Source organism: Collinsella sp. HCP28S3_B9, from assembly GCF_052066095.1.
Taxonomy (GTDB): domain Bacteria; phylum Actinomycetota; class Coriobacteriia; order Coriobacteriales; family Coriobacteriaceae; genus Collinsella.
Window position 1 is genome coordinate 42,192 of sequence record NZ_JBQHST010000008.1, and the last position, 22,631, is coordinate 64,822.

General features: G+C 60.1%; 20 protein-coding genes and 2 pseudogenes. 10 read left to right on the forward strand and 12 right to left on the reverse strand.

What is annotated here, in order from left to right; translation table 11 throughout:
• Window positions 1–129 precede the first annotated feature (129 nt).
• The 5 genes from ACTNBB_RS03200 (at window position 130) to ACTNBB_RS03220 (ending at window position 4,188) form a co-directional block, all read left to right on the forward strand.
• Window positions 130–390 carry a HypC/HybG/HupF family hydrogenase formation chaperone gene (locus tag ACTNBB_RS03200; protein WP_427727316.1) on the forward strand — a complete coding sequence of 87 codons (261 nt, stop codon included), beginning with the start codon at window positions 130–132 and terminating at the stop codon, window positions 388–390.
• Window positions 390–1,505 (forward strand): hydrogenase formation protein HypD, encoded by a 1,116-nt coding sequence (hypD, locus tag ACTNBB_RS03205; protein WP_441057305.1) that lies wholly within the window; start codon window positions 390–392, stop codon window positions 1,503–1,505. Before ACTNBB_RS03200 ends, hypD begins: the two co-directional genes overlap by 1 nt.
• An 81-nt stretch (window positions 1,506–1,586) precedes the next feature.
• The gene (hypE, locus tag ACTNBB_RS03210; protein ID WP_441057303.1) at window positions 1,587–2,621 is read left to right on the forward strand and encodes a hydrogenase expression/formation protein HypE; all 1,035 of its coding nucleotides are present in this window, start codon (window positions 1,587–1,589) and stop codon (window positions 2,619–2,621) included.
• Between the two features lie 124 nt (window positions 2,622–2,745).
• The gene (locus ACTNBB_RS03215) at window positions 2,746–3,414 is read left to right on the forward strand and encodes an HAD family hydrolase (protein WP_229770728.1); all 669 of its coding nucleotides are present in this window, start codon (window positions 2,746–2,748) and stop codon (window positions 3,412–3,414) included.
• Window positions 3,415–3,486: 72 nt separating this feature from the next.
• Window positions 3,487–4,188, forward strand: coding sequence for a hypothetical protein (locus ACTNBB_RS03220; RefSeq protein WP_441071026.1), 702 nt, complete (start codon window positions 3,487–3,489; stop codon window positions 4,186–4,188).
• 164 nt (window positions 4,189–4,352) lie between these two features.
• Here ACTNBB_RS03220 and ACTNBB_RS03225 read toward each other — a convergent pair whose 3' ends face one another.
• The 4 genes and pseudogenes from ACTNBB_RS03225 to ACTNBB_RS03240 form a co-directional block, all read right to left on the reverse strand.
• Window positions 4,353–4,889 (reverse strand): PTS sugar transporter subunit IIA, encoded by a 537-nt coding sequence (locus ACTNBB_RS03225; protein WP_441015348.1) that lies wholly within the window; start codon window positions 4,887–4,889, stop codon window positions 4,353–4,355.
• 264 nt (window positions 4,890–5,153) lie between these two features.
• Window positions 5,154–5,558, reverse strand: a pseudogene (locus ACTNBB_RS03230) (family 1 glycosylhydrolase); the annotation flags it as partial.
• Between the two features lie 284 nt (window positions 5,559–5,842).
• Entirely contained in the window at window positions 5,843–6,526 is a 684-nt protein-coding gene (gene pyrE / locus ACTNBB_RS03235; protein WP_441057299.1) for an orotate phosphoribosyltransferase, read from the reverse strand.
• A 121-nt stretch (window positions 6,527–6,647) separates the two neighbouring features.
• Window positions 6,648–8,192: a LuxR C-terminal-related transcriptional regulator gene (locus ACTNBB_RS03240; protein ID WP_441057297.1), complete on the reverse strand. Its 1,545-nt coding sequence runs from the start codon at window positions 8,190–8,192 to the stop codon at window positions 6,648–6,650.
• Window positions 8,193–8,681: 489 nt separating this feature from the next.
• Between ACTNBB_RS03240 and ACTNBB_RS03245 the strand changes: the two genes are divergently transcribed.
• From ACTNBB_RS03245 to ACTNBB_RS03260, 4 genes are all read left to right on the forward strand, one after another.
• Complete coding sequence (locus tag ACTNBB_RS03245) at window positions 8,682–9,419, forward strand: DUF4428 domain-containing protein (protein ID WP_154518194.1); 738 nt, start codon at window positions 8,682–8,684, stop codon at window positions 9,417–9,419.
• 24 nt (window positions 9,420–9,443) lie between these two features.
• On the forward strand, window positions 9,444–10,766 hold the full coding sequence (locus tag ACTNBB_RS03250) for a hypothetical protein (RefSeq protein ID WP_441057295.1): 1,323 nt from the start codon (window positions 9,444–9,446) through the stop codon (window positions 10,764–10,766).
• Between the two features lie 48 nt (window positions 10,767–10,814).
• Window positions 10,815–12,056, forward strand: a complete 1,242-nt coding sequence (locus tag ACTNBB_RS03255) for an SPFH domain-containing protein (RefSeq protein WP_441057293.1) — start codon at window positions 10,815–10,817, stop codon at window positions 12,054–12,056.
• Window positions 12,057–12,136: 80 nt separating this feature from the next.
• Window positions 12,137–12,979, forward strand: a complete 843-nt coding sequence (locus ACTNBB_RS03260; protein WP_441057291.1) for a hypothetical protein — start codon at window positions 12,137–12,139, stop codon at window positions 12,977–12,979.
• 192 nt (window positions 12,980–13,171) lie between these two features.
• Here ACTNBB_RS03260 and ACTNBB_RS03265 read toward each other — a convergent pair whose 3' ends face one another.
• The 5 genes and pseudogenes from ACTNBB_RS03265 to ACTNBB_RS03285 form a co-directional block, all read right to left on the reverse strand.
• On the reverse strand, window positions 13,172–13,795 hold the full coding sequence (locus tag ACTNBB_RS03265; protein ID WP_427795575.1) for a response regulator transcription factor: 624 nt from the start codon (window positions 13,793–13,795) through the stop codon (window positions 13,172–13,174).
• Window positions 13,792–15,291, reverse strand: coding sequence for a sensor histidine kinase (locus ACTNBB_RS03270; protein ID WP_441057289.1), 1,500 nt, complete (start codon window positions 15,289–15,291; stop codon window positions 13,792–13,794). Before ACTNBB_RS03270 ends, ACTNBB_RS03265 begins: the two co-directional genes overlap by 4 nt.
• Window positions 15,288–17,087 carry a histidine kinase N-terminal 7TM domain-containing protein gene (locus ACTNBB_RS03275; protein WP_441057287.1) on the reverse strand — a complete coding sequence of 600 codons (1,800 nt, stop codon included), beginning with the start codon at window positions 17,085–17,087 and terminating at the stop codon, window positions 15,288–15,290. The genes ACTNBB_RS03270 and ACTNBB_RS03275 overlap by 4 nt, the downstream gene beginning before the upstream one ends.
• A gap of 226 nt (window positions 17,088–17,313) precedes the next feature.
• Window positions 17,314–18,045 (reverse strand): annotated as a pseudogene (locus ACTNBB_RS03280) (family 1 glycosylhydrolase); the annotation flags it as partial.
• Entirely contained in the window at window positions 18,026–18,139 is a 114-nt protein-coding gene (locus tag ACTNBB_RS03285; protein WP_154518215.1) for a family 1 glycosylhydrolase, read from the reverse strand. The gene ACTNBB_RS03285 and the pseudogene ACTNBB_RS03280, both read right to left, overlap by 20 nt.
• 464 nt (window positions 18,140–18,603) lie before the next feature.
• On the opposite strand from ACTNBB_RS03285, the gene ACTNBB_RS03290 reads away from it, so the two are divergent.
• A complete protein-coding gene (locus ACTNBB_RS03290; protein ID WP_441057285.1) occupies window positions 18,604–19,710 on the forward strand; it encodes an ATP-binding protein in 1,107 nt (368 codons plus the stop codon).
• 116 nt (window positions 19,711–19,826) lie between these two features.
• On the opposite strand, the gene ACTNBB_RS03295 is transcribed toward ACTNBB_RS03290, so the two are convergent.
• The 3 genes from ACTNBB_RS03295 to ACTNBB_RS03305 all read right to left on the reverse strand — a co-directional run bounded on the left by ACTNBB_RS03295 (window position 19,827) and on the right by ACTNBB_RS03305 (window position 22,331).
• Window positions 19,827–20,471, reverse strand: a complete 645-nt coding sequence (locus ACTNBB_RS03295; protein WP_441054729.1) for a DUF4867 family protein — start codon at window positions 20,469–20,471, stop codon at window positions 19,827–19,829.
• 143 nt (window positions 20,472–20,614) lie between these two features.
• A complete protein-coding gene (locus ACTNBB_RS03300; RefSeq protein WP_441015328.1) occupies window positions 20,615–21,103 on the reverse strand; it encodes an S-ribosylhomocysteine lyase in 489 nt (162 codons plus the stop codon).
• Between the two features lie 217 nt (window positions 21,104–21,320).
• Entirely contained in the window at window positions 21,321–22,331 is a 1,011-nt protein-coding gene (locus ACTNBB_RS03305) for a LacI family DNA-binding transcriptional regulator (RefSeq protein WP_427793677.1), read from the reverse strand.
• Window positions 22,332–22,631: the final 300 nt, after the last annotated feature.

The following is a 22,631-nucleotide window of genomic DNA, read 5'->3' on the forward strand; positions in this document are numbered from 1 at the left end:
TCTCGCACACCGCTGTGCCCAGCCGTCTCACAGGCGTAACGCGTTTGCCCACGAACCCCGCGAGCGCTACCATCAACTGATGGATTATTGAGCGCCTATCCAGCGCAAAACGTATAAAAGGGGAACAATATGTGCCTTGCCGTCCCCGGTAAAGTAGTCAAACGCGACGACGGCCTCAAGGCCACCGTCGATATGATGGGCGTCGAGCGTCCGGTGTCGCTGCGACTCGTGCCGACGGCGCAGGTTGGCGACTATATTCTCGTACACGCCGGCTTTGGCATCCAGATCGTCGACGAGCAGGAAGCGCAAGAAACACTCGAGCTCGTTAACGCCATGACCGAACTGGCCGAAGAAGACCAACTGGCCAGCAACCCGGCCGAGGCATACTAGTGGCGGCCGGACAGCCGGTGCGCTCCGGTATCGACTTTTCGGCATTTCGCGACCCCAAGCTGGCTCGCGAGCTCATCGAACGCATTCGCGGTCTTGTCGGCGACCGTACCATCAACCTTATGGAAGTCTGCGGCACGCACACCGTGAGCATCGGCCGCTATGGCTTTCGCTCCATTATGCCGGCCGGGCTCAAGCTGCTAAGCGGCCCGGGCTGCCCCGTCTGCGTTACCGCCAACCGTGACATCGACCACGCGATCGCGCTCGCCAACATAGACGGCGCCATCATCACCACCTTTGGCGACATGATGCGCGTGCCCGGATCGTCCACCTCGCTCGCTGCGCAAAAGGCGGCAGGGCGCGATATCCGCATCGTCTACTCCCCGCTCGATGCGCTCGACATTGCCGAGCAAAATCCCGAACGCCCGGTCATTTTTATGGGCGTGGGCTTTGAGACTACGACGCCCACCATCGCCGCTGCCATCTTGGAGGCCGAGGCGCGCGGGCTTTTGAACTTTTCGGTCTATTGCGCCCACAAGACCACGCCGCCGGCGTTGCGCGCCATCGCCAACGATCCCGAGACCGCCATCGACGGCTTTATCTTGCCGGGCCACGTCGCCACTATCACGGGCTTGGCGCCCTTTAGCTTTTTGGTCGACGAGTTCGATACCCCGGGCGTGGTCACGGGATTTGAACCGGTCGATATCCTGCAAGGCATCTGCATGCTGGTCCAGATGGCTGTCGAGGGCAGGCCCGCGATCGACAACGCCTACCGTCGCGGCGTCAACGCAGACGGCAACCCCGTGGCGCGACAGCTGGTCGAGCAGGTGTTTGAGCCATGCGACACCACATGGCGCGGGCTGGGGCCGATTGCCAACTCGGGCCTTTCCATCCGCCCTGAGTTCTCGCGCTTTGATGCCCGTACCCGCTTTGACGTGCCCGTTGAGGCGACGGTCGAGCCGCGTGGGTGCCGCTGCGGCGACGTGCTGCGCGGGGCCATTACGCCGAGCGGCTGCCCGCTCTTTGGCCGCACCTGCACGCCCGAGCACCCCGTCGGCCCGTGCATGGTGAGCTCCGAAGGCAGCTGCGCGGCGTACTACCGCTACCGCGACTATTAGGTTCCGCCGTTCTAACGAGCGGCGGACTGGTCGACGCTGCGCCTCACCCATATAATTCCACCCACGATTGGAGTTTTGGATATGTCCCATAGCATCACCGATAGCACCATCCTTTTGGGCCATGGCTCCGGCGGTCAGATGATGAAACGCATCATCGATGAGGTCTTTTTGGATGCCTTTGGGACGCCCGAGTTGCTCGAAGGCAACGACGCCGGCGTCGCCGCGCTGCCCGCGAGCGGGCGCATCGCCATGTCGACCGACAGCTTTGTAGTCTCGCCGCAGTTCTTCCCCGGTGGCAACATCGGCCGTCTCGCCGTGTGCGGAACCGTCAACGATGTCGCGACCTCGGGCGCCAACGTGCGCTACCTATCGTGCGGTTTTATCCTCGAAGAGGGCTATCCCATGGATAAGCTCCGCCAGATTGTGCAGACCATGGCCGAGACGGCGCGCGAGGCGGGCGTAGCGATCATCACCGGCGACACCAAAGTTGTTGAGCGCGGCGGGGCCGACGGCGTCTACATCAATACCGCCGGCGTGGGCGAAGTGCCTGCGGATGTGGCGCTCAGCGGTGCAAACTGCCAGCCTGGCGATGTCATCCTGGTGTCGGGCACACTCGGCGACCACGGCATCGCCATCATGAGCCAGCGCGAGGGCCTGGCGTTTTCGAGCACGATCGAAAGCGATGCCGCGCCGCTCAACCACCTGATTGCCGACGTTTTGGCCGCAGCGCCCGGCACGCGTTGCTTTCGCGACCCCACGCGCGGCGGCCTGGCATCCACACTCAACGAGTTTGCCCAGGCCAGCGGTGTTGCCATGGAGATCGACGAGGATGCCGTGCCCGTGCGCCCCGACGTGCAGGCGGCATGTGAGATGCTCGGCTACGATGTGCTGCAGGTAGCAAACGAGGGCAAGATGGTCGCCGTGGTGCCGGCCGAGCAAGGCGATGCGGCTCTAGCCGCCATGCGCGTCGCCCGCTACGGCGAGAATGCCGCCATCATCGGTCGCGTGCTGCCACTTGCCGAGGGCTCCCGTCCCGCCGTGCGCGTGCGCACCGGCTGGGGCTCTACCCGCATCCTCGACATGCTCGTGGGAGAGCAGCTGCCGAGAATTTGCTAGGGCGGAATCTCATGAGTGGCGCGATGTCACCTGATATCCCTGGAGATGTTCAGATTCCAAGCACACCCAACGCGTAAGCCCAGTATTATGGGGTGCGTTTTGAAACCCAACGACGGGAGCTTTCATGGCAGCAGCTTTTTCCCATGTGATCTTTGATCTGGACGGCACCATCCTCAACACGCTCGAGGACCTGGCAGCCGCCGGCAACCATACCTGCGAGGCGCACGGCTGGCCCACGTTTGCCGTTGACGAGTACCGCTACAAGGTGGGAAACGGTATGCTCAAGCTGGTTGAGCGCTTTATGCCCGCCGAGTACGCGGGCGACGGCCGTATGTTTGAGCAGACGCTTGCCGAGTTTAGGGCTTATTACGGCGAGCACAAGGAGGACCACACCGCCCCCTATGCCGGCACGATCGAGATGCTCGACCGCTTGCGTGCCGCGGGTGTGCAGCTTGCCGTGCTCACTAACAAGGACCACGTCTCGGCGGCCCCGCTTATCGAGAAGTATTTTGGTTCCGAGCGCTTTGCGCTGGTACAGGGCCGTGTCGATGCGTTTCCGCCTAAGCCCGAGGCACCCGTCACGCTGCATGTGATGGAAGAGCTGGGCGCCGACCCGGCGACCACGCTCTACGTAGGCGATTCCAATGTCGATATCCTGACCGGCCACAACGCCGGTCTTAAGAGCGCAGGCGTCAGCTGGGGCTTCCGCGGCCGCGCAGAGCTGGAAGCCGCCGGCGCCGACTACGTGGTGGACAGCCAGGCAGAGCTCGCGGCGCTGGTGCTGGGCGAGTAGCGAGCGGGCACCAGAGCGAACAAATTGGCATGAAAAGAGGACGGCATAGACCTTCTGGTCATGCCGTCCTCTTTGAATGACAAGTTGTCGCTCTGGTGCCCACGCAGCGTCGAGCAGTTGCGGCGGTTGGTTAAAACCCCCAACCAAAAATTTGAAAAAAGCAATCATAATATCGGTGGTTGCGGATTCGTCGGCAGACCACTCGTTATCCTCGTTGGCGGAATACTTAAAGGTGACCTTGGTGTCCTTGGTCTTAGCGGCCTTGGTCACGTCGACCATCACCTGGCCGGCCATCTTGTACAGCTCGTCCTCGGAAGGCATCGTATCGAGTGCGGCGATCTTCTCCTGATACTGGGTGGCGAAATCTTCGACGATCTTGTTCATGGACTTGCAGGTGATGGTGACCTCGGCGGTCGCGGTGCCCTTGTCCTCATCGACCGTCACATCACCGATCTTGTAATCAAAACCCTCGAGATAGCTCTTGGCATACTCCTCGGGATCGATGCCCAGCTGCTCAAACTCGTCGCCCGAAGCCTCTTCCAGGCCGGAGAGGAAATCATCGCCGCCGTTCTTGATCTCGTCAAACTGACTCGTAAGGTCGTCGGTGATGAGCTCCTCCACCGAAGGCCCTCCGCAGCCGGAAAGCAAAACCACGCACGCGACCAGGGCAGCCATCAGGGGCGCAAGCAGCAGCTTCTTTTTCATGACATTCCTCCAAACAAGCGGCGCTGCGTTTCCCGCGCAGCGCACGTCGTAACAGTAGGTCCATATTAGCGGCTCCGTTCAACCCCCTACGTCGCAAAAGCGTAGGCGGCTCAATTTGACGAGTGAATGGCCCATAAAGCAAGCCCCCTGCAATAAAATGCGCCTACTCGGCCTACTAAAAAAGGGTGGCCGGATAACCCGACCACCCTTGTGCATCTTCTGGATGCCGCAGACTACTTGCGGACGACCTTAACGATGGCGTCACCGGCGGCGACGGCAGACTCGGCCTCGACGGCGAGCTCGACATCGGCAAACTCGGCGGTGTTGGACACGGCCACGACGACGCAGTCCTTGTAACCGGCGGCAGCGATCTTGGCGCGGTCGATCTTGAGCAAGGGCTGGCCGGCCTTCACGACGTCGTCGGCCTTGACGAAGCCCTCGAAGCCGTCGCCATTCATGTTGACGGTATCGACGCCAACGTGCACCAGAACCTCGATGCCGCTATCGGACTGCAGGCCCACGGCGTGACCCATGGTGACGGTCACCTTGCCGTCGGAGGGAGCGTAGACCAGGTCGTCCTCGGGCCACACGGCGCAGCCCTTGCCCAAAACCTCGCCAGCAAAGACGGGATCGGGCACGTCGGCCATCTTGATGACCTTGCCCTTGACGGGCGAACACAGCACGTCGGCGCCGGCAGAAGCAGAAATGGAGGCCGGAGCAGCGGCAGCCACGGGCTCAGCCTTCTTCTTGAACATATCAAACAGACCCATACGTTTTCTCCTCTTGATTAAGCGCAACGTTATGCGCATACCTATGGTGATTATAGTGCCAAATGGCCAAAATGCTAAGGCAAGGGCCCGAATCACAAGCCCTTCCAAGCCCTTCCAAAACCTTTTCCCCAGTGGCACTCATATTGTCGATTAAGCCTCGATAAGCCCCGGGTGAACAAAAGCGTTCCAGATGCCGTCGTCATCGACGTCGGTGGTCACGTAGTCGGCGGCCGGTCCGGCGTTCGGCGGAACGCCGGGGCTCAATTATTCCAAGCCCTCGGTGCCGTTGGACTTGATGATCTTCTGGTATGCGAAGAAGCTGTCCTTGCGGCGGCGCTCGTAGGTACCGGTGCCGTCGTCGTACTTATCGACGTGAATGAAGCCGTAGCGCTTGCGCATCTCGCCAGTGCCGGCGGAAACCAGGTCGATGGGACCCCACCAGGTGTAGGCTATCAGGTCAACGCCATCGGCAATGGCCTCGCCCATGGCCTTGATGTGGCTCTGCAGGTAGGCGATGCGATACGGGTCATGGATGGAGCCGTCCTCCTCGACCTCGTCGTAGGCGCCCATGCCGTTCTCGACCACCATCAGCGGAATCTCGTAGCGGGCGTAAATCTCGTTGAGGGCGATGCGCAGGCCCAGCGGATCGATCTGCCAGCCCCAGTCGGTGGGGACGTTCTTAAACGACTAGTCAAACAAGAATGTCCCCAACGACTAGTCGTTTAAGAACGTCCCCAATGGCTACTCTGGCAACGGCAGCGAGCGGGCCGCATCCGGAGCAAGACAACGCCGCAAGTAGAGGACGGACAGCGAGCGACGTCCAGGGAGAACAAGTTGGCATGAAAAAGGCGAGGCATTGACCTTCTGGTCATGCCTCGCCTTTTGAATGACAAATTGTCTCCCTGGGCGGCGCGCAGCGTCGGCCGGTTACGGCGTTTGGTACAACGCCGTAACTACTCCTGTGCTCCATACTGCTCGTAGTAGGCGTCGATGGCGGCCTTAAGCTCGTCATCGATGACGACCTTGCCATCGATCTCGTGGTTGTAGAGGGTCTCGACGACCTCGGCCATGGAGACGATGCTCGCGACGGGGAAACCGTACTTTGCCTCGATCTCCTTCTGAGCGGTGGTCACGCCACCCTTACCGACCTCCATGCGGTTGAGGGACACAATCAGGCCCTTGATTTCGACGTCGGCGGCAGCCTTAACCTTGGGATAGGTCTCGTCGATGGACTTGCCGCTGGTAGTAACGTCCTCGACCATGACCACGCGGTCGCCGTCCTTGGGCTCATAACCCAGCAGGTTGCCCTTATCGGCACCGTGGTCCTTGGCCTCCTTGCGGTCGCAGCAGTACTTGACCTCCTTGCCGTACAGCTCGTGGTAGGCAATCGCGGTCACGACGGCCAGCGGAATACCCTTGTAGGCCGGTCCAAACAGCACATCAAAGTCGTCGCCAAAGTTATCGTGGATGGCCTGGGCGTAATACTCGCCCAGCTTCTTGAGCTGATAGCCCGTCACGTAAGCGCCGGCGTTCATAAAGAACGGGGACTGACGGCCGCTCTTGAGCGTAAAGCTGCCGAACTTAAGGACGTCGGACTCAACCATAAACTTGATGAACTCTTGCTTGTAAGCCTCCATGCGGGCTCCTCTCGTAATCGCGTACGTGCTCTCCAGTTTAGCGCAGGCGAAGCGTCGATGCGGGTGCGCTTTGGAGCCACATCCCCCCGTTAGAGTAAGGAACTGGGCGGCGGCTCATACGCTAGTCCTTGGGTGCCCAGGACCAGAAGAAGTTGATAAGGGCCACACGCGAGGCGGTACCGGTCTTTCTGTTGATCGAGGAAATGTGGCGGTAGAGCGTAGAGCGCGAAAGGAAAAGCGTTGCGGCAATGTCCTGAACGCTCCGATCCGAAACGACCAAGGCCTCAAGAATATCGCGCTCGCGCTCTGTAAGCCCAAAGGTGGTGACGAAGGCATCGAGGCGTTCATCGGGCGTGGGCTCCGCTGCCTCCACAAGCGCGGGGTCGGAACATGCGGGCGCAAGATCTCCACCAAGATTGTCGGCAGCAAGCGCCAGCCCGTCCTGCATCACGGCATCATCGGCCCGTTGCCCCAACTGTCCCAACAGCGTAATCGCAATACCCACAAACATCACGAGTGCCGCGCCGACTGCAGCCAGCACGTTTTGACTCGAGATAATCGCTACCGCCGGCGCCGTCACGAGCATCGAGCACACGTTATTGACGACGCGACCCATGCACGGCCAAAAATATGACCAGTGCGCATAGAGCGAGATAGCCGCGAATTTTGTGGTAAAGAACACCACAAAGAAGCCCGAGCCCAGATAAAAGATGATCGTGGCAGCAAGCTCGTTACCGCCATTGCCATCGACGATGAGCACAAAGAACGAAAGCGTGGACAGCATGGCGACACATGTCATGCCGATATTCATATACGAACGGCCGCTCAGGTCAAATAGGGCGCCGGCGGCCAACGAACTCGCAACAAGCAGCAGGCGCGGCCAATCACCCAAATCAACGGCTCCGGTAGCATGCAGGGTTGTGAGGCCCGCGTTGAGAGCGGCGAATACGCCGGAAAGATACGCCGTCGCCACGGTCAGGCGAACTACGGCGCGGCGGAATGCCGCCTTTGTCTCGGGCTCGTCATGCCACTTGGCGCCATATTCCAAAGCATCTACCGAAAGCCCGGCAGCACTGGGTTCAAAGTTGGGATCGGACTCATCGCGCAGTTTGGCGCGTCGGGCACCGTGAAGCAACGCCACCTGCGCGATCGCACCGACGACCAGAACAGCCTGCTGAGGAATGCCGGCAGGTATCACCATATGGTTGAAGACCTGCACCAGAACGCCCATGGCGTAAGAAAGTGCGGCGGCGCGCGCCAAGCAGGGCGTCCGCGCAAAGCGCCGCGCAAAGTTTGCATGGGCAGTCGATCCGCAGTAGCCCAGCGCGCAGCACGCCACCAAACCGCCGGCGATTACCACCTCAGTCCGAACCGCCATAATCAACAGCAGGAATGCCGCCACCAGCAAAACACCCGTAACGTCACTCGTTGCATCGATGGCATGGGGACGGCGATAGTACAGAACGGGACGCACAAGAAAGCCAATCACACTTGCGCCGAGGACAAGGCTCTCATAAATAACGACCTCGTTCGGAGACACGAACTCGGCCATGCGCACATCAAAGAGATACTCGCACGCCAAAAACGTGAAGAAGAACAGAGCCAGGCATATAATCTCCTGAATGCCCCGACGCAGACATGCGGTTGTGTCTCCCGTGCCTCTCATGGTTAACCCCCAGCCGCTCAATTGTCTGGAAATCTATTTTAAAACAGAACCAGTCTCAATATCGAAGCCAGGCTCGAAATGCCGCTCATTTCGAGCCCACCGTCCACATCACGCCGCGATTTTGAGCCGCATGGACCAGAAGGGACACGCGAGACCTCTAGCTCGGCTAGGAGTGTCTCCAACTGTACTCATTTAAGTACGTCCCCAATGAGGAGTACCTTCTGTGCAGACGCGCGCCGAGCGCCCCTGCAGCCGCTACGCCCAGGTTGCCGTGACCGTGGCGTAGCAGGGGCGGCGCCCACATTCGGCATGGAGCATCCCCAACTGCCACTCATTTAAGTACGTCCCCAATGAGTGGCCAATGAGTGGCCGAAAATGGGCCATGTGTCCCAGTTGTGGAGACTCGTTGAGCCGTCTGGGTATCGTGAAAGATCGCGCGCTCACCCATCATCAAAAGTGACACACGCTACCTGTTGATGGGAGGCAGCCATGGGCTTCTTTGACAAGATGTTCGAGAAGAAAGAGTGCGCGATTTGCGGTACCGAACTGGGGATTTTGGGAAAGACCAAAATCAACGAAGGCTACCTGTGCAAAGAGTGCGCAGGCAAGCTCTCCCCCTTCTTTAGTGGTTGGCGCTCCAGCACCGCGGACGATATCCGCGAGCAACTCGCCTACCGCGAGGCCAACGCCGAGCGCCTGGCCTCGTTCAACCCCACGCGCACGCTCTCTGCCGGACGCACCAACATCATGCTCGATGAGGACGCGGGCCTGCTGATCATCACTTCGCAGAGCCGCTGGCGCGACGCCAATCCCGACATCATCGAGTTCTCACAGGTACTCGGCTGCGATATGGATATCGACGAGCATCGCACCGAGATCTATCGCGAGACCAAGGACGGCGAGCGCGAGAGCTACAACCCGCCGCGCTACGACCTGGATTACGACTTTAACCTGACCATCCACGTCAACACGCCGTACTTTACCGAGATCAACCTGCGCGTGAACGACTCCACCATCGATCAGCGTGGCTCCATCGAATATCGCGAGGCCAAGCGCCAGGCAACCGAAGTCCGCGATGCGCTGGTACAGCTGCGTCAGGAGACACGCGACAGCGTCGTGGCCGCCAAGGCCCCCAAGACCGCGGTCACCTGCCCCTTCTGCGGTGCAACCACCATTCCCGATGCCAGTGGACGCTGCGAATACTGCGGCGGCGCCATCGGCGCATAGCCTCCGGCACGGAAAGGACCGATCATGGCCTTCGAGAGTGTCAACTATCAGTGCCCCGCGTGTGGCGGCCCCCTTCACTTTGCCAGTGCCGAACAAAAGCTTGTCTGCGACTACTGCGATTCGCGTTTTGAAGTCGAGGAAGTCGAGGCCCTCTATCGCGAGCGCCAGGACAAGGCAGATGCCAAAGCCGATGCCGCAGCCGCGGCCCCCAAACCTGCTGTCGACGATGCCGTGCAGGATCTGGCCCAAAACGCCGGCTACATCTGCTCGTCGTGCGGCGCCGAGCTGGTCTCGGACGGCACCGTCGCCGTTACCACCTGCCCATACTGCGGCAACTCCGCCGTGGCGCCCGGCCAGCTCTCGGGCGACTTCTCACCCGACCTGGTGATTCCGTTTAAGCTCGGGCGCGATGATGTCATGGCAGCACTCAAAGAGCACTACAAGGGCAAAATCCTGCTGCCCAAGAGCTTTGTCACCGGCAACCACATCGACGAGGTCCAAGGCGTTTACGTGCCGTTTTGGCTCTACGGCGCCCGTGTGGACGGCGAAGTGCACTTTGATGCGACCAACGAGACCGTGACCGAGGAATCCGACCGCACCGTCACGACCACCGACCACTACGACGCCTACCGTAAGGGCAAAATCTCGTTTGAGCGCGTGCCCGTCGACGGATCGTCCAAGATGCCCGACGGCCATATGGATGCCATCGAGCCGTTTGACTACGATGCGCTGCGCCCGTTCTCGGTCGCGTATATGCCCGGCTACATCGCCAACCGCTACGATGAGGATTGCGAGACCTGCAAGGCGCGCGCCGAGCGTCGTATGGAAGAAAGTACGATTTCGGCCCTGCGCGAGACCGTCGTCGACGAATATGACGATGCCACGGTCGAAAGCAAGCAGCTCGACTACGCCTGGGAAGACAGCAACTACGCTCTGTTCCCCGTGTGGATGCTTTCCACCTCGTGGAACGGCAAGAGTTACCTGTTTGCCATGAACGGCCAAACCGGCCGCATGGTCGGCGAGCTGCCCTGCTCCAAGCCCAAGCTCGCCATCGCCTCGGTGCTGTTCTTTGTAATCGGGTTTGTCCTCTCCCAGATTCTCTTTATGGGCGAGAACGCCTTCGATCCGGACTACCTTACCTTTGATATCGAGGGCATCCTCATCAACATCGTCGCACCGCTGATCATCGTAATCATCGGAGACGTGCTGCTGGTAGGCCAGCTCAAGACGGCCAACGAGGCCACCCACGCCGATTGCTACTGCGGCGAGCTCGACTTGACCGAGAAGCACGACACCTTCAGCCACACCGAGACCACCGTTGTCATGAAGGACAACAAGGACGATTAGCCATTCTGACCAATACCACCCGGCCTTTGACGAGAAAGGAAGATCACCATGGGACTCTTGAAAGCTGGATTGGGTGCTGCCGGCGGCGTCATGGCCGACCAGTGGAAGGAATATATCTATTGCGAATCGATGCCCGCTGACGTCTTGGCCTGCAAGGGCAGCAAGCGCACCGGCGGCCGCAGCTCCAACACGCGCGGCGAGGACAACGTCATCTCCAACGGCTCGGTCATCGCCGTCAACGACGGCCAGGGCATGCTCGTGGTGCAAAACGGCAAGATCATCGAGGTCGCGCTGGAGCCCGGCGAGTTTGTCTTTGACACCGGCAGCGAGCCGAGCGTCTTTAGCGGCAACCTGGGCGACTCCATCAAGGAGACGTTCGCCAATATCGGCAGCCGTTTTACCTTTGGCGGCGACGCGGGCAAAGACCAGCGCGTCTACTTCATCAACACCAAGGAGATCATCGGCAACAAGTACGGCACCGCCTCGCCTGTGCCCTTCCGCGTGGTCGATAACAACATTGGCCTGGATGTCGACATCTCCGTTCGCTGCAACGGCGAGTATTCGTACCGCATCACCAACCCGCTGCTGTTCTACACCAACGTGTGCGGCAACGTGACCGATAGCTACACGCGCGATAAGATCGATAGCCAGCTTAAGTCCGAGCTGCTCACCGCTCTGCAACCCGCCTTTGCCAAGATCTCGGAGATGGGCATCCGCTACAGCGCTATCCCCGGCCACACCACCGAGCTCGCCCGCGCGCTCAACGAGGTTCTCTCCGCCGACTGGCGCGACCTGCGCGGCGTCGAGATCGTGAGCTTTGGCGTCAACTCCATCGCCGCCTCGCAAGAAGACGAGCAAATGATCAAGGACCTGCAGAAGGCCGCGGTCATGCGCGATCCCACCATGGCAGCCGCCAACATCGCCAGCGCCCAGAGCGATGCGATGCGCGCGGCAGCCGCCAACCCCAACGGCGCGATGGCCGGCTTTATGGGCATGGGTATGGCGGGCGGCATGGGCGGCATGAACGCCAGCCAGCTGTTCGCCGCCGGCCAGGCACAGCAGCAGGCCACCCCACAGCCGGCTCCGGCACCCGCCCCCGCACCGACTCCTGCCGCTGCCCCCGCGGCCGGCACGTGGACCTGCAGTTGCGGTGCCACCAACACCGGCAAGTTCTGCCCCGAGTGTGGCAGTCCCGCACCCGCCCCGGCACCGACCAAGTGGTTCTGCCCCAACTGCGGCAGCGAAAACGGCGGCAAGTTCTGCAGCAACTGTGGAACGCCCAGGCCCTAGCCCCTCTATCTGGTAATTGGCGGGGGGTCCGCCACCCCCGCATTTGCTTCTATGGGTTTCGTTCGATAAAGGAGGACACCATGAAGACAACGTTCAAAAAGTCCGTACTCGCATTTCTGACATGCGTCCTGGCGCTCGCCTTTGCCCTGACGGGCTGCAGCGGCGGCGGCAAGGACCCCAAGGCCAACTTCGTCGGCAGCTGGGAACTCTCGGGTGGAACCCTGGAGGGCGAAGAGCTCACCGATGAGTACATGGATATGCTCAAGGAGTGGGGCCTCAACTGTATCCTGATCCTCGACGAAGACGGCACGGGCGTCCTCGACATGTTCCTTGAGGTCGCCGACCTGAAATGGGAGGCCAAGGACGCCACCACTGCAACCATCACCGCCGACGGCGATTCGCAGGACATGAAACTCAAGGACGGCAAGCTCGTCCTCGAGGTGGAAGGCGACAAGCTTATCTTTACGAAGTCCGACAAGGATCTGTCCGGTACGATAAAAAAGGATCGCGAGGCGGCCGAGAAGGAAGAGGAGATCGATGAGGCCGTCGAAGACGACGACGTCCAGAGCGTCGAAATCTCCCCCGCCGTCACCGTCGCCGATGACGATCTGTGCACCATCACCATCACCGAGAAGTTCAAGGACGAATGGGGCGACATCGGCTTTGTCGTCAACATCACCAACAAGAGCGACAAGGACCTGACCTTCTACGCTCCCTCCGGCAAGACCAACGTCAACGGCACCATGAAGGAACCCTGGTTCTCGGCTAACCTGATGCCCGGCACCAACGCCACCGAGGAATTCACGTTCTCGAGCGGCGAGCTTGACAGCCTTAACGACCTGGTCAACACGACCATCGGCATCGACGCCTACCTGACCGATTCCTACGAGGACGTCGCCTCCTACACCGCAACCATCGCGTAGCGGCACGTAACATCAGCCGCGGATTGGCGGACGCATCCGCGCACTTGCCAGGCGGGGCCGCAGGAGTTGATCCTGCGGCCCCGTCGTTTTTATGCCGACAGCACAGCCGCACAAGCAGGCCGACCGTCGTTTTCTGATGCAAAACGGCGGGCGGCCTATCTTTACGGCGCCGGAACACGGCGAGCGCGTCGATTACGGGCGCTCCATGTTGGGGACGATGCTGCCCTCCGTTACCGCGCGCACGGCAAGACGCATGATGTTGTCGTAGCCGGTCTTGCTCAGAATCTCCGAGATGCGACGCTTGATGGTACCCTCACTCATAAACAGCTCGGCCGCGATCTCGCGGCGGCTTTTGCCCTCGCAGGCAAGGCGCAAAATCGACAGCTCGACATCGTCGAGTGCCGCCGTGCCCGAAAAAATGCTTTCGGGCGGCTTGGGAAACGTGCAGTAGCCAGCCAGCGTGGAGCGCATCACGGCGAACAGCTCGTCGATACCAACGTTCTTGTACACAAAGCTATCGACGCCCGCCTCGCGAGCCTGATCGACAAAGGTGATCTCGGGCATGCCGGTCATGATGATGACGCGGCACTCGGGCAGCTGCTCCTTGATGCGCGCCGCCGCCACGATGCCGTTTGAATCGTGTTCGGTGCACACGTCCATCAGTATCATGTCCGGGTGCTCCTTGAGCGCGACACCCAAGGCCTCGGAGGCATCGGCGATCGCGGCGACGACGGTCATATCGGGCTGGTCGCCAACGGAGCGCGCCAGGCTTTCGCGCAGAATGGCCTGATCTTCGACAATTAACACGCGGATCATGAACTTCTCCTTTGGACCGTGGCGTTGGGGCTCAGCGGGATGGACACCGCAAGCGTAAAGGGCTGGGCGGCGTGGACTTCCAGGCCGCCGCCCAAATCTTGCGCGACATGCCTCATACCTGGGATACCCGTTCCCTCGCGATACGATACGGGGGCCGGGGACCCGTCGTTAGAAATCGTCATGCGCGCGACGGCGCTAGCATTCGTCCCCTCCTGCCACAGGCGCACGTGGACCCGATGCGCCTGCGCATGCCTGGTGGCATTGGTCGAGGCCTCGCGGATAATCTGCAAAAATGCGGCGGCGACACGCGCGTCCTCAGGCAGCGCACCCTCAACATCGATCTGCACACTCACCAAGCCAAAGGCGTGGACGATATCGCTCAGCTGCTCTGCAGGCTCGCTGGCACCGCCACTGCGCAAATCGGCGGCGATTGAGCGCAGCAACGGGTCAATCTGCTCGAGCGACTCATCATCCAGACGTCCCTCCTCCAAATAGCGATGAAGAATGGACAGGCGCTGGCCGATCACATCGTGAACGCGGGCACGCATACGTAGGTAGGCCGCATTGTCGGCAACCTTTTTGGCTTCTTCGATCTGGGCCTGGAGCTCTTGGCCAGCACGCTCAAGCAGGTGGTTGGCTTGCGCCAGACGGTCGTAGGCGTGTGCGTATTCCGTCACGTCCAGGCCGACGACGCGCTCGAACGGATGGCTCGAGACCGTAACGGAGTCACGCACGAACAGACGAATCTCGGAAGGAGAGATCTCGACCACGGAGCGATCCCTACCAAAGCGATCAAGGTCGATATGGGCGCGATTAGCGCTGCTTTCGGGCATTTGCATGCTCAGTTTGCGCAGGTCGTTCCATGTGCTGCTCATGTCGCCCAGGTCGGTGGGCATATGGAGCTCTACGAGGTTTTTGCGCATGCAGCGGTTCATGAGCAGCGGACGGCCCCTCGGGTCTAGATACAGGATGCCCACGGGAATCACGCTGATGGTCTCGATCGTCGAGAACATGGTGATATCCTCTTGGCGGTTACGGACGTCCATCAAGAGCGCCGCGATGGAACGGAACAGGAAGAACGCTCCCTCTGCGATAAGGACAGCGGTCCACGCCGAGCCCATGGCAAAAACCACCGGTGGTGTAACGGCGACAACAAGCAACAGCTCGACCAGCATGACGGGACGACGATAGTGCACCATAAGTACCACGCCATAGGCAAAGATTGCGGCATTGAGCCACAACGCTCCGCCCATTGCCCTGGCGCAAACGTCAAGCGGCGCCACCAGATACGAGCCAGACGACGTGAACAAGATGAGCGCCGAAATCATCAGGTGAAGCACAAGACTCGCCTCGTAGGCGCAAATCACCTTACGGTTATAGGACGAGCGGCGCGATGCGATGAGCGGGACGTGGATCGTCTGCAGACACGCAGCCAGGGCAAAGACAACATCGAGCGCAACGATTTGGGGAAGGATGAGCGAAATCTGCATCGTCACTCACCCGCCCTCGGCATCAAGACGATCATGCGCAGCTGACCGGACTCGCCCTCAAGGCGGTATGCCACGTTGCGCCCTTGCAAAGCGCTTTCGAGCTCTTGCGCAGCGGGCGTCTGCGAAAGATCTTCATCATCGTTGGAAAAAAGTGTGGCGCGCAGCTCGACGCTGCATCGGTCATGGTCGCCCAAGTGATACATAAGTGCCGGATGATCGGTGGCGTAGGCAAAAAACGCAAAGTCATACACGCAGTCGTACAGCGCGCTTACCGTACTGGCGTGCATCGGGCGCCGTATGGCAATAATCGAGGCGCAATCGACATCGATCGTGCGCAGGTCGCTTGCGAGCTCGTTGGCAATGAGCTGAATGCGGTCGCGGTCAAAACCGCTCTCCCCGTGCTGTGCCAACGTGAGCGACCCCTTCCGTTTGCAATAGGCAACGAGCATCTTGGCGCGCTGCAGCATGCGGTAACGCTCGCGCGAAGATTCCTCGTCAGTCAACGGCGGCAGCGAGCTCAACAAGTCGTACATCTCTTCGAGCGCGCGGGCAAGCGCCTGGTCCACGTCTTGGACTAGCAAGGTCTCGGCCTCTTGATCTGCCAAATGTGTCTTAAGGTCGTAGTCGGCGGCAAGCAGCTCGTTTTGGCGTTGCAGCTCCATGCGACGATGTGCCAGTTCGCGATTGAGCTCGTTGAGCTCCGATACGTCTTGGGCAAGCAGGGCCGATCCCCCCAGCAGCGGAAAAGCACGATACATCACATCGGGATCGGACGCCACGGTAAAGGCATGGGCGCGGGCGTGCTCCTGGTTCCGCAACTCCTCGCGCACGCCTACCGGCATTGGCTTTGACACCGGCGTGGCATAGACCTCCTGCAGGTCGCGCGTTAGAACTTTGAGGTCAAGCGGCAAGGTGTCGAAGATGCCGGCGATATCGTGGTACGACGGAATGACACCGCAATCGAGACAGATTTCCATCGCCACCACGCACAGGATGCAATAGACGAGCGAAAAGTTGAGCCTCCATGCCCAGGGCACGCGCAGAGCATATGAGATGCCAAAGAATGCGCCGCCCAGCAGCACGAGCGCCGCCATGCCCGAGAAACGTTGGATGCGAAAGGACGAGGACCGACCAACCAGGATAAAAAAGGCCACGAAGTTAAAGGCCGTCCACACGAGGAAGGCGAAATAACCCCGGCCGTACGTGTAATCGTTGCTCCAGGTGTCGCTTGTACGGTCAAAGCGGAAGACCTGCTGGTGAAAATCGTTGGTGAGCACAAATCCGATAAGCAGGATGGCCACAATCCACAGCGCAGCACGGTAGCGGCGACCCAGGCGGCGTTGCTCCAGGCCCGCAAGGCGCAGGCCGCAGAGCTGGTAGAGCAGCGGTATGAGCGTCATGGGCACGTAGTACAGGTACCACAGCAAGGTGGCATAGAACGGCGTGTACGACTTGTACTTGAGAATGACCTCGATCATCCACAGGGCACAGATGGTGGCGATGGCAACAAGGCGGCGGCGCAACACATAGTCCAAACAACGCAGATAGACCAACACGCCCCAAATCGAAAATACAATTGCGGCGACAAGCAGCGGGAGAGGGCTCGAATGGGTGAGCCCATCCACGACCTCTTCGGACACCTCGCTATAGGCGGGCACGGCGTTAGAAAGTTTGGGGTCGAAGGCGAACAGCACCGGCAAGATCGCCAAAAGCATGAGGAACAGCGCGGTGATGGCGCCGGCGATAGCAAAGACGCGGTGACGGTACACCTGATGCGTTATGCCAACAAGGAATCGCGGCATGGCGAAGAGCCTGCCGCCCCTGGGATCCGCAACCGGAGCGGTCCGGGCGGCCGCGTGGCCGATATGTCGCTCGCGGGCACTCATAGTCCCTTTAGTGTACCGACAGGCGGGCCCAAAAAGCGGGCCGCATGTCCCAAAATCCGCAGACGGCAAGGCGCCCGGCGAGCAATAACTACTCGCCGGGCGCCTTGGTTAGAAGGCTATGAAGTTGAGTGTCTCAGCTTCCTTAGGACAGGTCCTCACCATTAGAAGCAATAACCTTCTTGTACCAGTCGAAGCTCTTCTTTTTGGAACGCTTGAGGGTACCGTTGCCGGCGTCGTCGCGGTCCACATAGATAAAGCCGTAGCGCTTGGACATCTCACCCGTGCCGGCAGACACCAGGTCGATCGGGCCCCAGGTGGTGTAGCCCAGCAGGTCAACGCCGTCCTCGGTCACCGCATCGCGCATCGCGGCGATATGCTGGCGCAGGTAGTCGATACGGTAGTCGTCGTTGATGGAGCCATCCTCCTCGACAACATCCTTGGCGCCCAGACCGTTCTCGACCACAAACAGCGGCTTCTGATAACGGTCGTACAGGTCGTTGAGGGTGATGCGGAAGCCCAGTGGATCGATGGCCCAGCCCCACTGGCTCTCCTGCAGATAGGGGTTCTTGGCGCCGGCGAAGGCGTTACCCTGGGTGCGCTCGACATCGGGGTTATCGGCACCGGCAGAGCAGCGGGTGCTGTAATAGCTAAAGCTAATGAAGTCGACGGTGTTAGCGGCCAGGATCTCGCGGTCCTCGTCCGTCATGCCCACATCGATGCCTAGACGCTCGAGCTTCTTGACGGCATATGCCGGGTAGTAGCCGCGGCTCTGGACGTCGACGAAGAAGTAGTTGTCCTGGTTATCGAGCTGCGCCTGGCGCACGTCGCCCGGACGGCAGCTGTAGGGGTAGTAGCTACCCGCGGCGAGCATGCAGCTTGGCCAGGCCGCGGCCGTCCACGTCGTAGGCACCCTCGCACTGGTTGGCAGCCGTTGCGCCGCCCCACAGGAAGTCATTACGGAAAGCCATGTATCAATCCTTTCGCACGCTGTTGTCATAGGCTCAGTATCCCTGCAAACGGGGTACCGCTCAACGGCAACGGCACAGGCCGATACTTCTTTTCGCGTGCAGGCGCCCGGCAGCCACCCCGCCTGACACTTTTTGATACCCGCCTGCCCAATCCACCACAAAGGGGACAGGCACCTTTGTGGTGGTTTGGGGCGATTTGTCTCGATCTGTAACAGTTAGGCCGCCAAAACCGGGCCTGGTGTTACAGATTGAGATTGTTCGGCCAGTCCTTTGCAGTTTGTCTAAATCTGTAACAGGGAGAGACGATTTAGCCCGCTAGATGTTACAGATCGAGACAGAAGATTCTAGTCACAGGCGATGTCGAGGTTTTTGCCGATGAGGCCTACGTAGCCGCCTTCGCTCAGCAACTCATTTGACTGAATAGGAAAAAAAGGAAAAAATAGGAAAAAAAGGAAAGGAGACTTATGACTGAAACCATCTTCTCCCCCTCATTTGGAAATCGCCCGTCCTATCTGGTGGGACGCGGGAGCGTGATTTCGACATTCATCTCCGGCCTTGAGCAGGAGCCGGGCAATCGAGACCGAGCCATGCTCATGCTCGGCCAGCGAGGCAGCGGCAAAACGGTTCTGTTGTGGGAGCTTGCCGATCGCGCCCGCAAGCTCGGCTTTGTTGTCGCCACGCCCACCGTAGCCTCCGAGGATATGCTCGAGCGCATTGTTGAGAAAATCCAGGAAGCGGGCGAGCCTTACGCCAACAAGCATCGTCTCCCCAAACTTACAGGTGGCAGTTTGAGCGTCTTCGGTTTCTCAGCCGGCCTCGAGTTTACGCGCGACGTACAGGAAACTAAGAGTTTCCAGTTCAAATTCACGCAGTTGGCACGCAAGTTAACCGAGCAGGGACACGGCATCCTCATCCTCATCGACGAGCTCCAGGCAAATTCACCCGAGATCAGACAGCTCGTCACCGCCTATCAAGAGCTGGTCGGCGAGGGACTCAACGTCGCGCTCGTCATGGCGGGCCTCCCGGGAGCAGTCTCCGCGACACTCAACGACCGCGTACTGACATTTCTCAACCGCGCACGCAAAGTCACGCTCGAACCGCTTTCAGTCGGAGATGTCGATGCCTATTATCAGCGGGCTTTCGAAAAGCTCGACCTTGATATTCCAGGCGATCTTCGCCTCCGTGCCGCTCGTACAACCCAAGGATCGCCCTATATGCTGCAGCTCATCGGCTACAACATCGCCAATCGCTGCCAGGCAGGAGAATACGTAACGCCAGAGCAAATCGACGGAGCTATCGAAGCGTCAAAGGCCGATTTCGAAAACGATGTTTGTGAAACGACGCTCGCCGCGCTATCGGACCAAGACGTCGCGTTTCTCGACGCAATGACTGATGACAAAGACGGCGTGTCGCGCATCTCCAATGTGGCCGAGCGCATGTCAGTCACACCCGACTATGCGCAAAAGTATCGCCGACGCCTCATCGACGCCGGCGTTATCGAACAGGCACGCCGCGGTTACGTGCGTTTCGCTGTTCCATATATGGCTGACTATCTGCGCAGCCAGCTCTAGACAGCCACCACAATGGGGACAGGCACCTTTGTGGTGGCTGGGGGGCGGTATGTCTCGATCTGTAACAGGTAGAGACGATTTAGCTCGCTAGATGTTACAGATCGAGACAGAAGATTCTAGTCGCAGGCGATGTCGAGGTTTTTGCCGATGAGACCTACGTAGCCGCCTTCGGCTGCCTTGGGGCTGTCAGCATGGCAGAGAACCCACTTGTCGGCCTTCCAGTAGCAGTAGCTGTCGCCGGCAGCAGGCATATCGGCCGCAGCCTCGGGACGCGGACCGTTGGTGCCGGCGGGCAGCGCCACCATCACCTGGAAGCCACCGTCGTCGACCATGCACGGCGTGTAGTGGAGCGTGGTGTTGAAAACCTCGACGACCTTGCCTGCCGGCACGCGGAACGCCTTGACGCACGCGGTATCGAGCTTGCCGCCCTCGATCTCCCAGCGATGCGCCACGAGCAGGATAAAGTCACGCGCCCCCAGGTTGAACTCGCTGGCACGGTGGTACTCCAGGCAGTTGAGACGCGTGTTGTGCCCGTTGCACCAGCCGAGCTGGAAGGGACGGCCACCAAACATGAGAAAGCCCAGTTTATCGGCACCCTTAACGCCCTCGAGCTCCGGCGTACTCGCTACGTACTTACTGCCCTCGGGGATGGGCGTAGCGGAGAGTGCCTCGACGAGTGGAGCGGTCAGGCCGGACGGGACGTCGTCCCACACGCGGCCATAGGACTTGAACTCGAGATCGTTGACAGAGTAGATATGCATGTTCACTCCTGTTCGTAAATGTGACTATACGAACATTCTAGAACAAACATGAGCGATTTTGAACGCTCGTCCAGACCACTCAACAAAAAGGCGCCCCCGCATAAGCGAAGGCGCCCAATGTGCGCGTTTTGGGCGATAAGCCCTTACGCCTGCTGATAGTGCAGGTGCTTCTCGTCGATATCGGCCAGGTCGCGGTCGAGGTAGCGGCGCGCGAGCCAGTTTGCCATGGGAAGGTTCTGGTCCAGGTAGTTGCCGCACTCCTCGGGAGCGGCTCCGGGGACATCGCCCTCAAAGTCGGCGACAAACTCAAACAACTCACGCACGAGCGGCAGGATCTCCTCGCTCGTTACCTCACCAAAAACGACCAGGTAAAAGCCCGTGCGGCAGCCCATGGGGCCAAAGTAGACAATGCGGCTCGACCACTCGGCATGGTTGCGAAGGAATGTCGCGCCTAGGTGCTCGATGGTGTGGCACTCTGCCGTGTTCATGACCGGCTCCTTGTTGGGCGTGGTCAGGCGCAGGTCAAAGGTGGTAACGACAGCGGCGGTCGCCGGATCGCGGTCGATGCGGCTCACATACACGCCGGGCTCAAGCAGCAAATGGTCAACGGAAAAGCTCGCGATGCGCTCCATGGCAGATCCTCTCGATAGTCAATTTGGGACGGGGCTCTTTTAGCTGGTTCGAATGGTCGCACCAATCATACCAGTCAAAAAAGCCCCGTCCCAAATGAGCTGCCCGGGACGGGGATCAATGAGTTTTTAATCCCCGTCCCAGAAAAATCATGCTAGGCAGTGTACGAAATGGTCGCGTCGACGGCTTTGCCGCCCTGCGGCCCGGCGTTGCCTTTGCCTAGATCTCACGCACGCTCTGACGCTCGACAAAATAGGTCGATACGGCTGTCTTGCAGGTATAGCTCTTGGGATTGCGGATGTTGCCCACCAGGCGGCGCACCGCGATCTCGCCCACCTCGTGCTTGGGAACGTGCACCGTGGTGAGCGGCGGGTTGGAGAAGGCGCCCAAAGACAGATCGTCAAAGCCGATGATCGAGACATCCTCGGGCACGCGTATGCCGTGCTCGTTGAGCGCGCGCATGGCACCCACGGCGAGCACGTCGTTTTCGGCAAAGAAAGCCGTCGGCAGGTCGTCGCGCGAGACGCTGTCGAGCCATGCGCCCATGTCGCGATAGGCGCCCTCGAGCGTGGTGCCCAGCGTAACGCGCCATGTCGGGTTGGCCTCAAGGTCTGCGTCCTCAAGCGCTTGGCGATAGCCGCGCTCGCGATCCTTAAAGTTGCGGATGCGAAGGTCGCCCGCCAGATAGCCGATCTGCCTGTGACCTTTCTCGATGAGGTGATCCACGGCGCGCAGCACCGAGTCGGTGTTGGCAATGACCACGGCATCGAAGTACTGACGATCGCTCCAGCCATCGAGCACGATCAGGTGGGCGGCAGCGTTGGCAAACAGGGCGTAGTCTTCCTCGCCTAGCTCGGTGCCCATCAGCACGATAGCGGCAGACGGATCGGCGATCAGGCCCTCGACCTGCGGACGCACGGCGTCCAAGTCGCTAAAGTCGAGCGAGACAAAGCTCGTGCTCATGCCGTGACGACGCGCCTGGCGCTCCACGCCCTCGATGACCGCAGGATGGAAGGTGCTCTCGTCCAGAATGGCGCCCGTCTTGCGCGCGAGCACAAACTGAATGCTCTCGAGCTGCGTCGACTGCTGATAGCCAAGCGATTGCGCGCACTCCAGGATGACCTTGGCGGTCTCTTCACTCACGCTGCGCTTGCGGTTGAGCGCGTTGGACACGGTCGCAGGCGAAAAACCGGTGATGCGGCTGATCTCGCGAACACTTGCTTTGGCCATTGTTCCCCCTAGCAACGGCCGTGGCGGAGCATCGCAACTTGATGACTCGACAACTAAACGACCGCAAATTCAATCTAAACAGAGTAGTAAATGTTTATGAGCTAGTTTAGCCTGTTGTCAAGCGAAGTGGCACGACTATTCCCCCAACGGGCACATTTACTCGGTAGCTAAAAAAGCCCCGTCCCAAATTGAACTGCCTCCCATTTCTTGGACATGAGAAATGGGAGGCTTTTTATGCGTGTCGACTTGAGGGTGAAGCACGACATCGAGGCCAGGAAGGCGGCGATCGGGCTCTTCGAG

Bases quoted from the DNA above. Each gene is read 5' to 3' on its own strand.
- ACTNBB_RS03200 (WP_427727316.1), top strand. From the start codon at position 130: ATGTGCCTTGCCGTCCCCGGTAAAGTAGTCAAACGCGACGACGGCCTC.
- hypE (WP_441057303.1), top strand. From the start codon at position 1,587: ATGTCCCATAGCATCACCGATAGCACCATCCTTTTGGGCCATGGCTCC.
- ACTNBB_RS03215 (WP_229770728.1), top strand. From the start codon at position 2,746: ATGGCAGCAGCTTTTTCCCATGTGATCTTTGATCTGGACGGCACCATC.
- ACTNBB_RS03225 (WP_441015348.1), bottom strand. From the start codon at position 4,889: ATGGGTCTGTTTGATATGTTCAAGAAGAAGGCTGAGCCCGTGGCTGCC.
- pyrE (WP_441057299.1), bottom strand. From the start codon at position 6,526: ATGGAGGCTTACAAGCAAGAGTTCATCAAGTTTATGGTTGAGTCCGAC.
- ACTNBB_RS03240 (WP_441057297.1), bottom strand. From the start codon at position 8,192: ATGAGAGGCACGGGAGACACAACCGCATGTCTGCGTCGGGGCATTCAG.
- ACTNBB_RS03245 (WP_154518194.1), top strand. From the start codon at position 8,682: ATGGGCTTCTTTGACAAGATGTTCGAGAAGAAAGAGTGCGCGATTTGC.
- ACTNBB_RS03250 (WP_441057295.1), top strand. From the start codon at position 9,444: ATGGCCTTCGAGAGTGTCAACTATCAGTGCCCCGCGTGTGGCGGCCCC.
- ACTNBB_RS03255 (WP_441057293.1), top strand. From the start codon at position 10,815: ATGGGACTCTTGAAAGCTGGATTGGGTGCTGCCGGCGGCGTCATGGCC.
- ACTNBB_RS03260 (WP_441057291.1), top strand. From the start codon at position 12,137: ATGAAGACAACGTTCAAAAAGTCCGTACTCGCATTTCTGACATGCGTC.
- ACTNBB_RS03265 (WP_427795575.1), bottom strand. From the start codon at position 13,795: ATGATCCGCGTGTTAATTGTCGAAGATCAGGCCATTCTGCGCGAAAGC.
- ACTNBB_RS03275 (WP_441057287.1), bottom strand. From the start codon at position 17,087: ATGCCGCGATTCCTTGTTGGCATAACGCATCAGGTGTACCGTCACCGC.
- ACTNBB_RS03285 (WP_154518215.1), bottom strand. From the start codon at position 18,139: ATGGCTTTCCGTAATGACTTCCTGTGGGGCGGCGCAACGGCTGCCAAC.
- ACTNBB_RS03290 (WP_441057285.1), top strand. From the start codon at position 18,604: ATGACTGAAACCATCTTCTCCCCCTCATTTGGAAATCGCCCGTCCTAT.
- ACTNBB_RS03295 (WP_441054729.1), bottom strand. From the start codon at position 20,471: ATGCATATCTACTCTGTCAACGATCTCGAGTTCAAGTCCTATGGCCGC.
- ACTNBB_RS03300 (WP_441015328.1), bottom strand. From the start codon at position 21,103: ATGGAGCGCATCGCGAGCTTTTCCGTTGACCATTTGCTGCTTGAGCCC.
- ACTNBB_RS03305 (WP_427793677.1), bottom strand. From the start codon at position 22,331: ATGGCCAAAGCAAGTGTTCGCGAGATCAGCCGCATCACCGGTTTTTCG.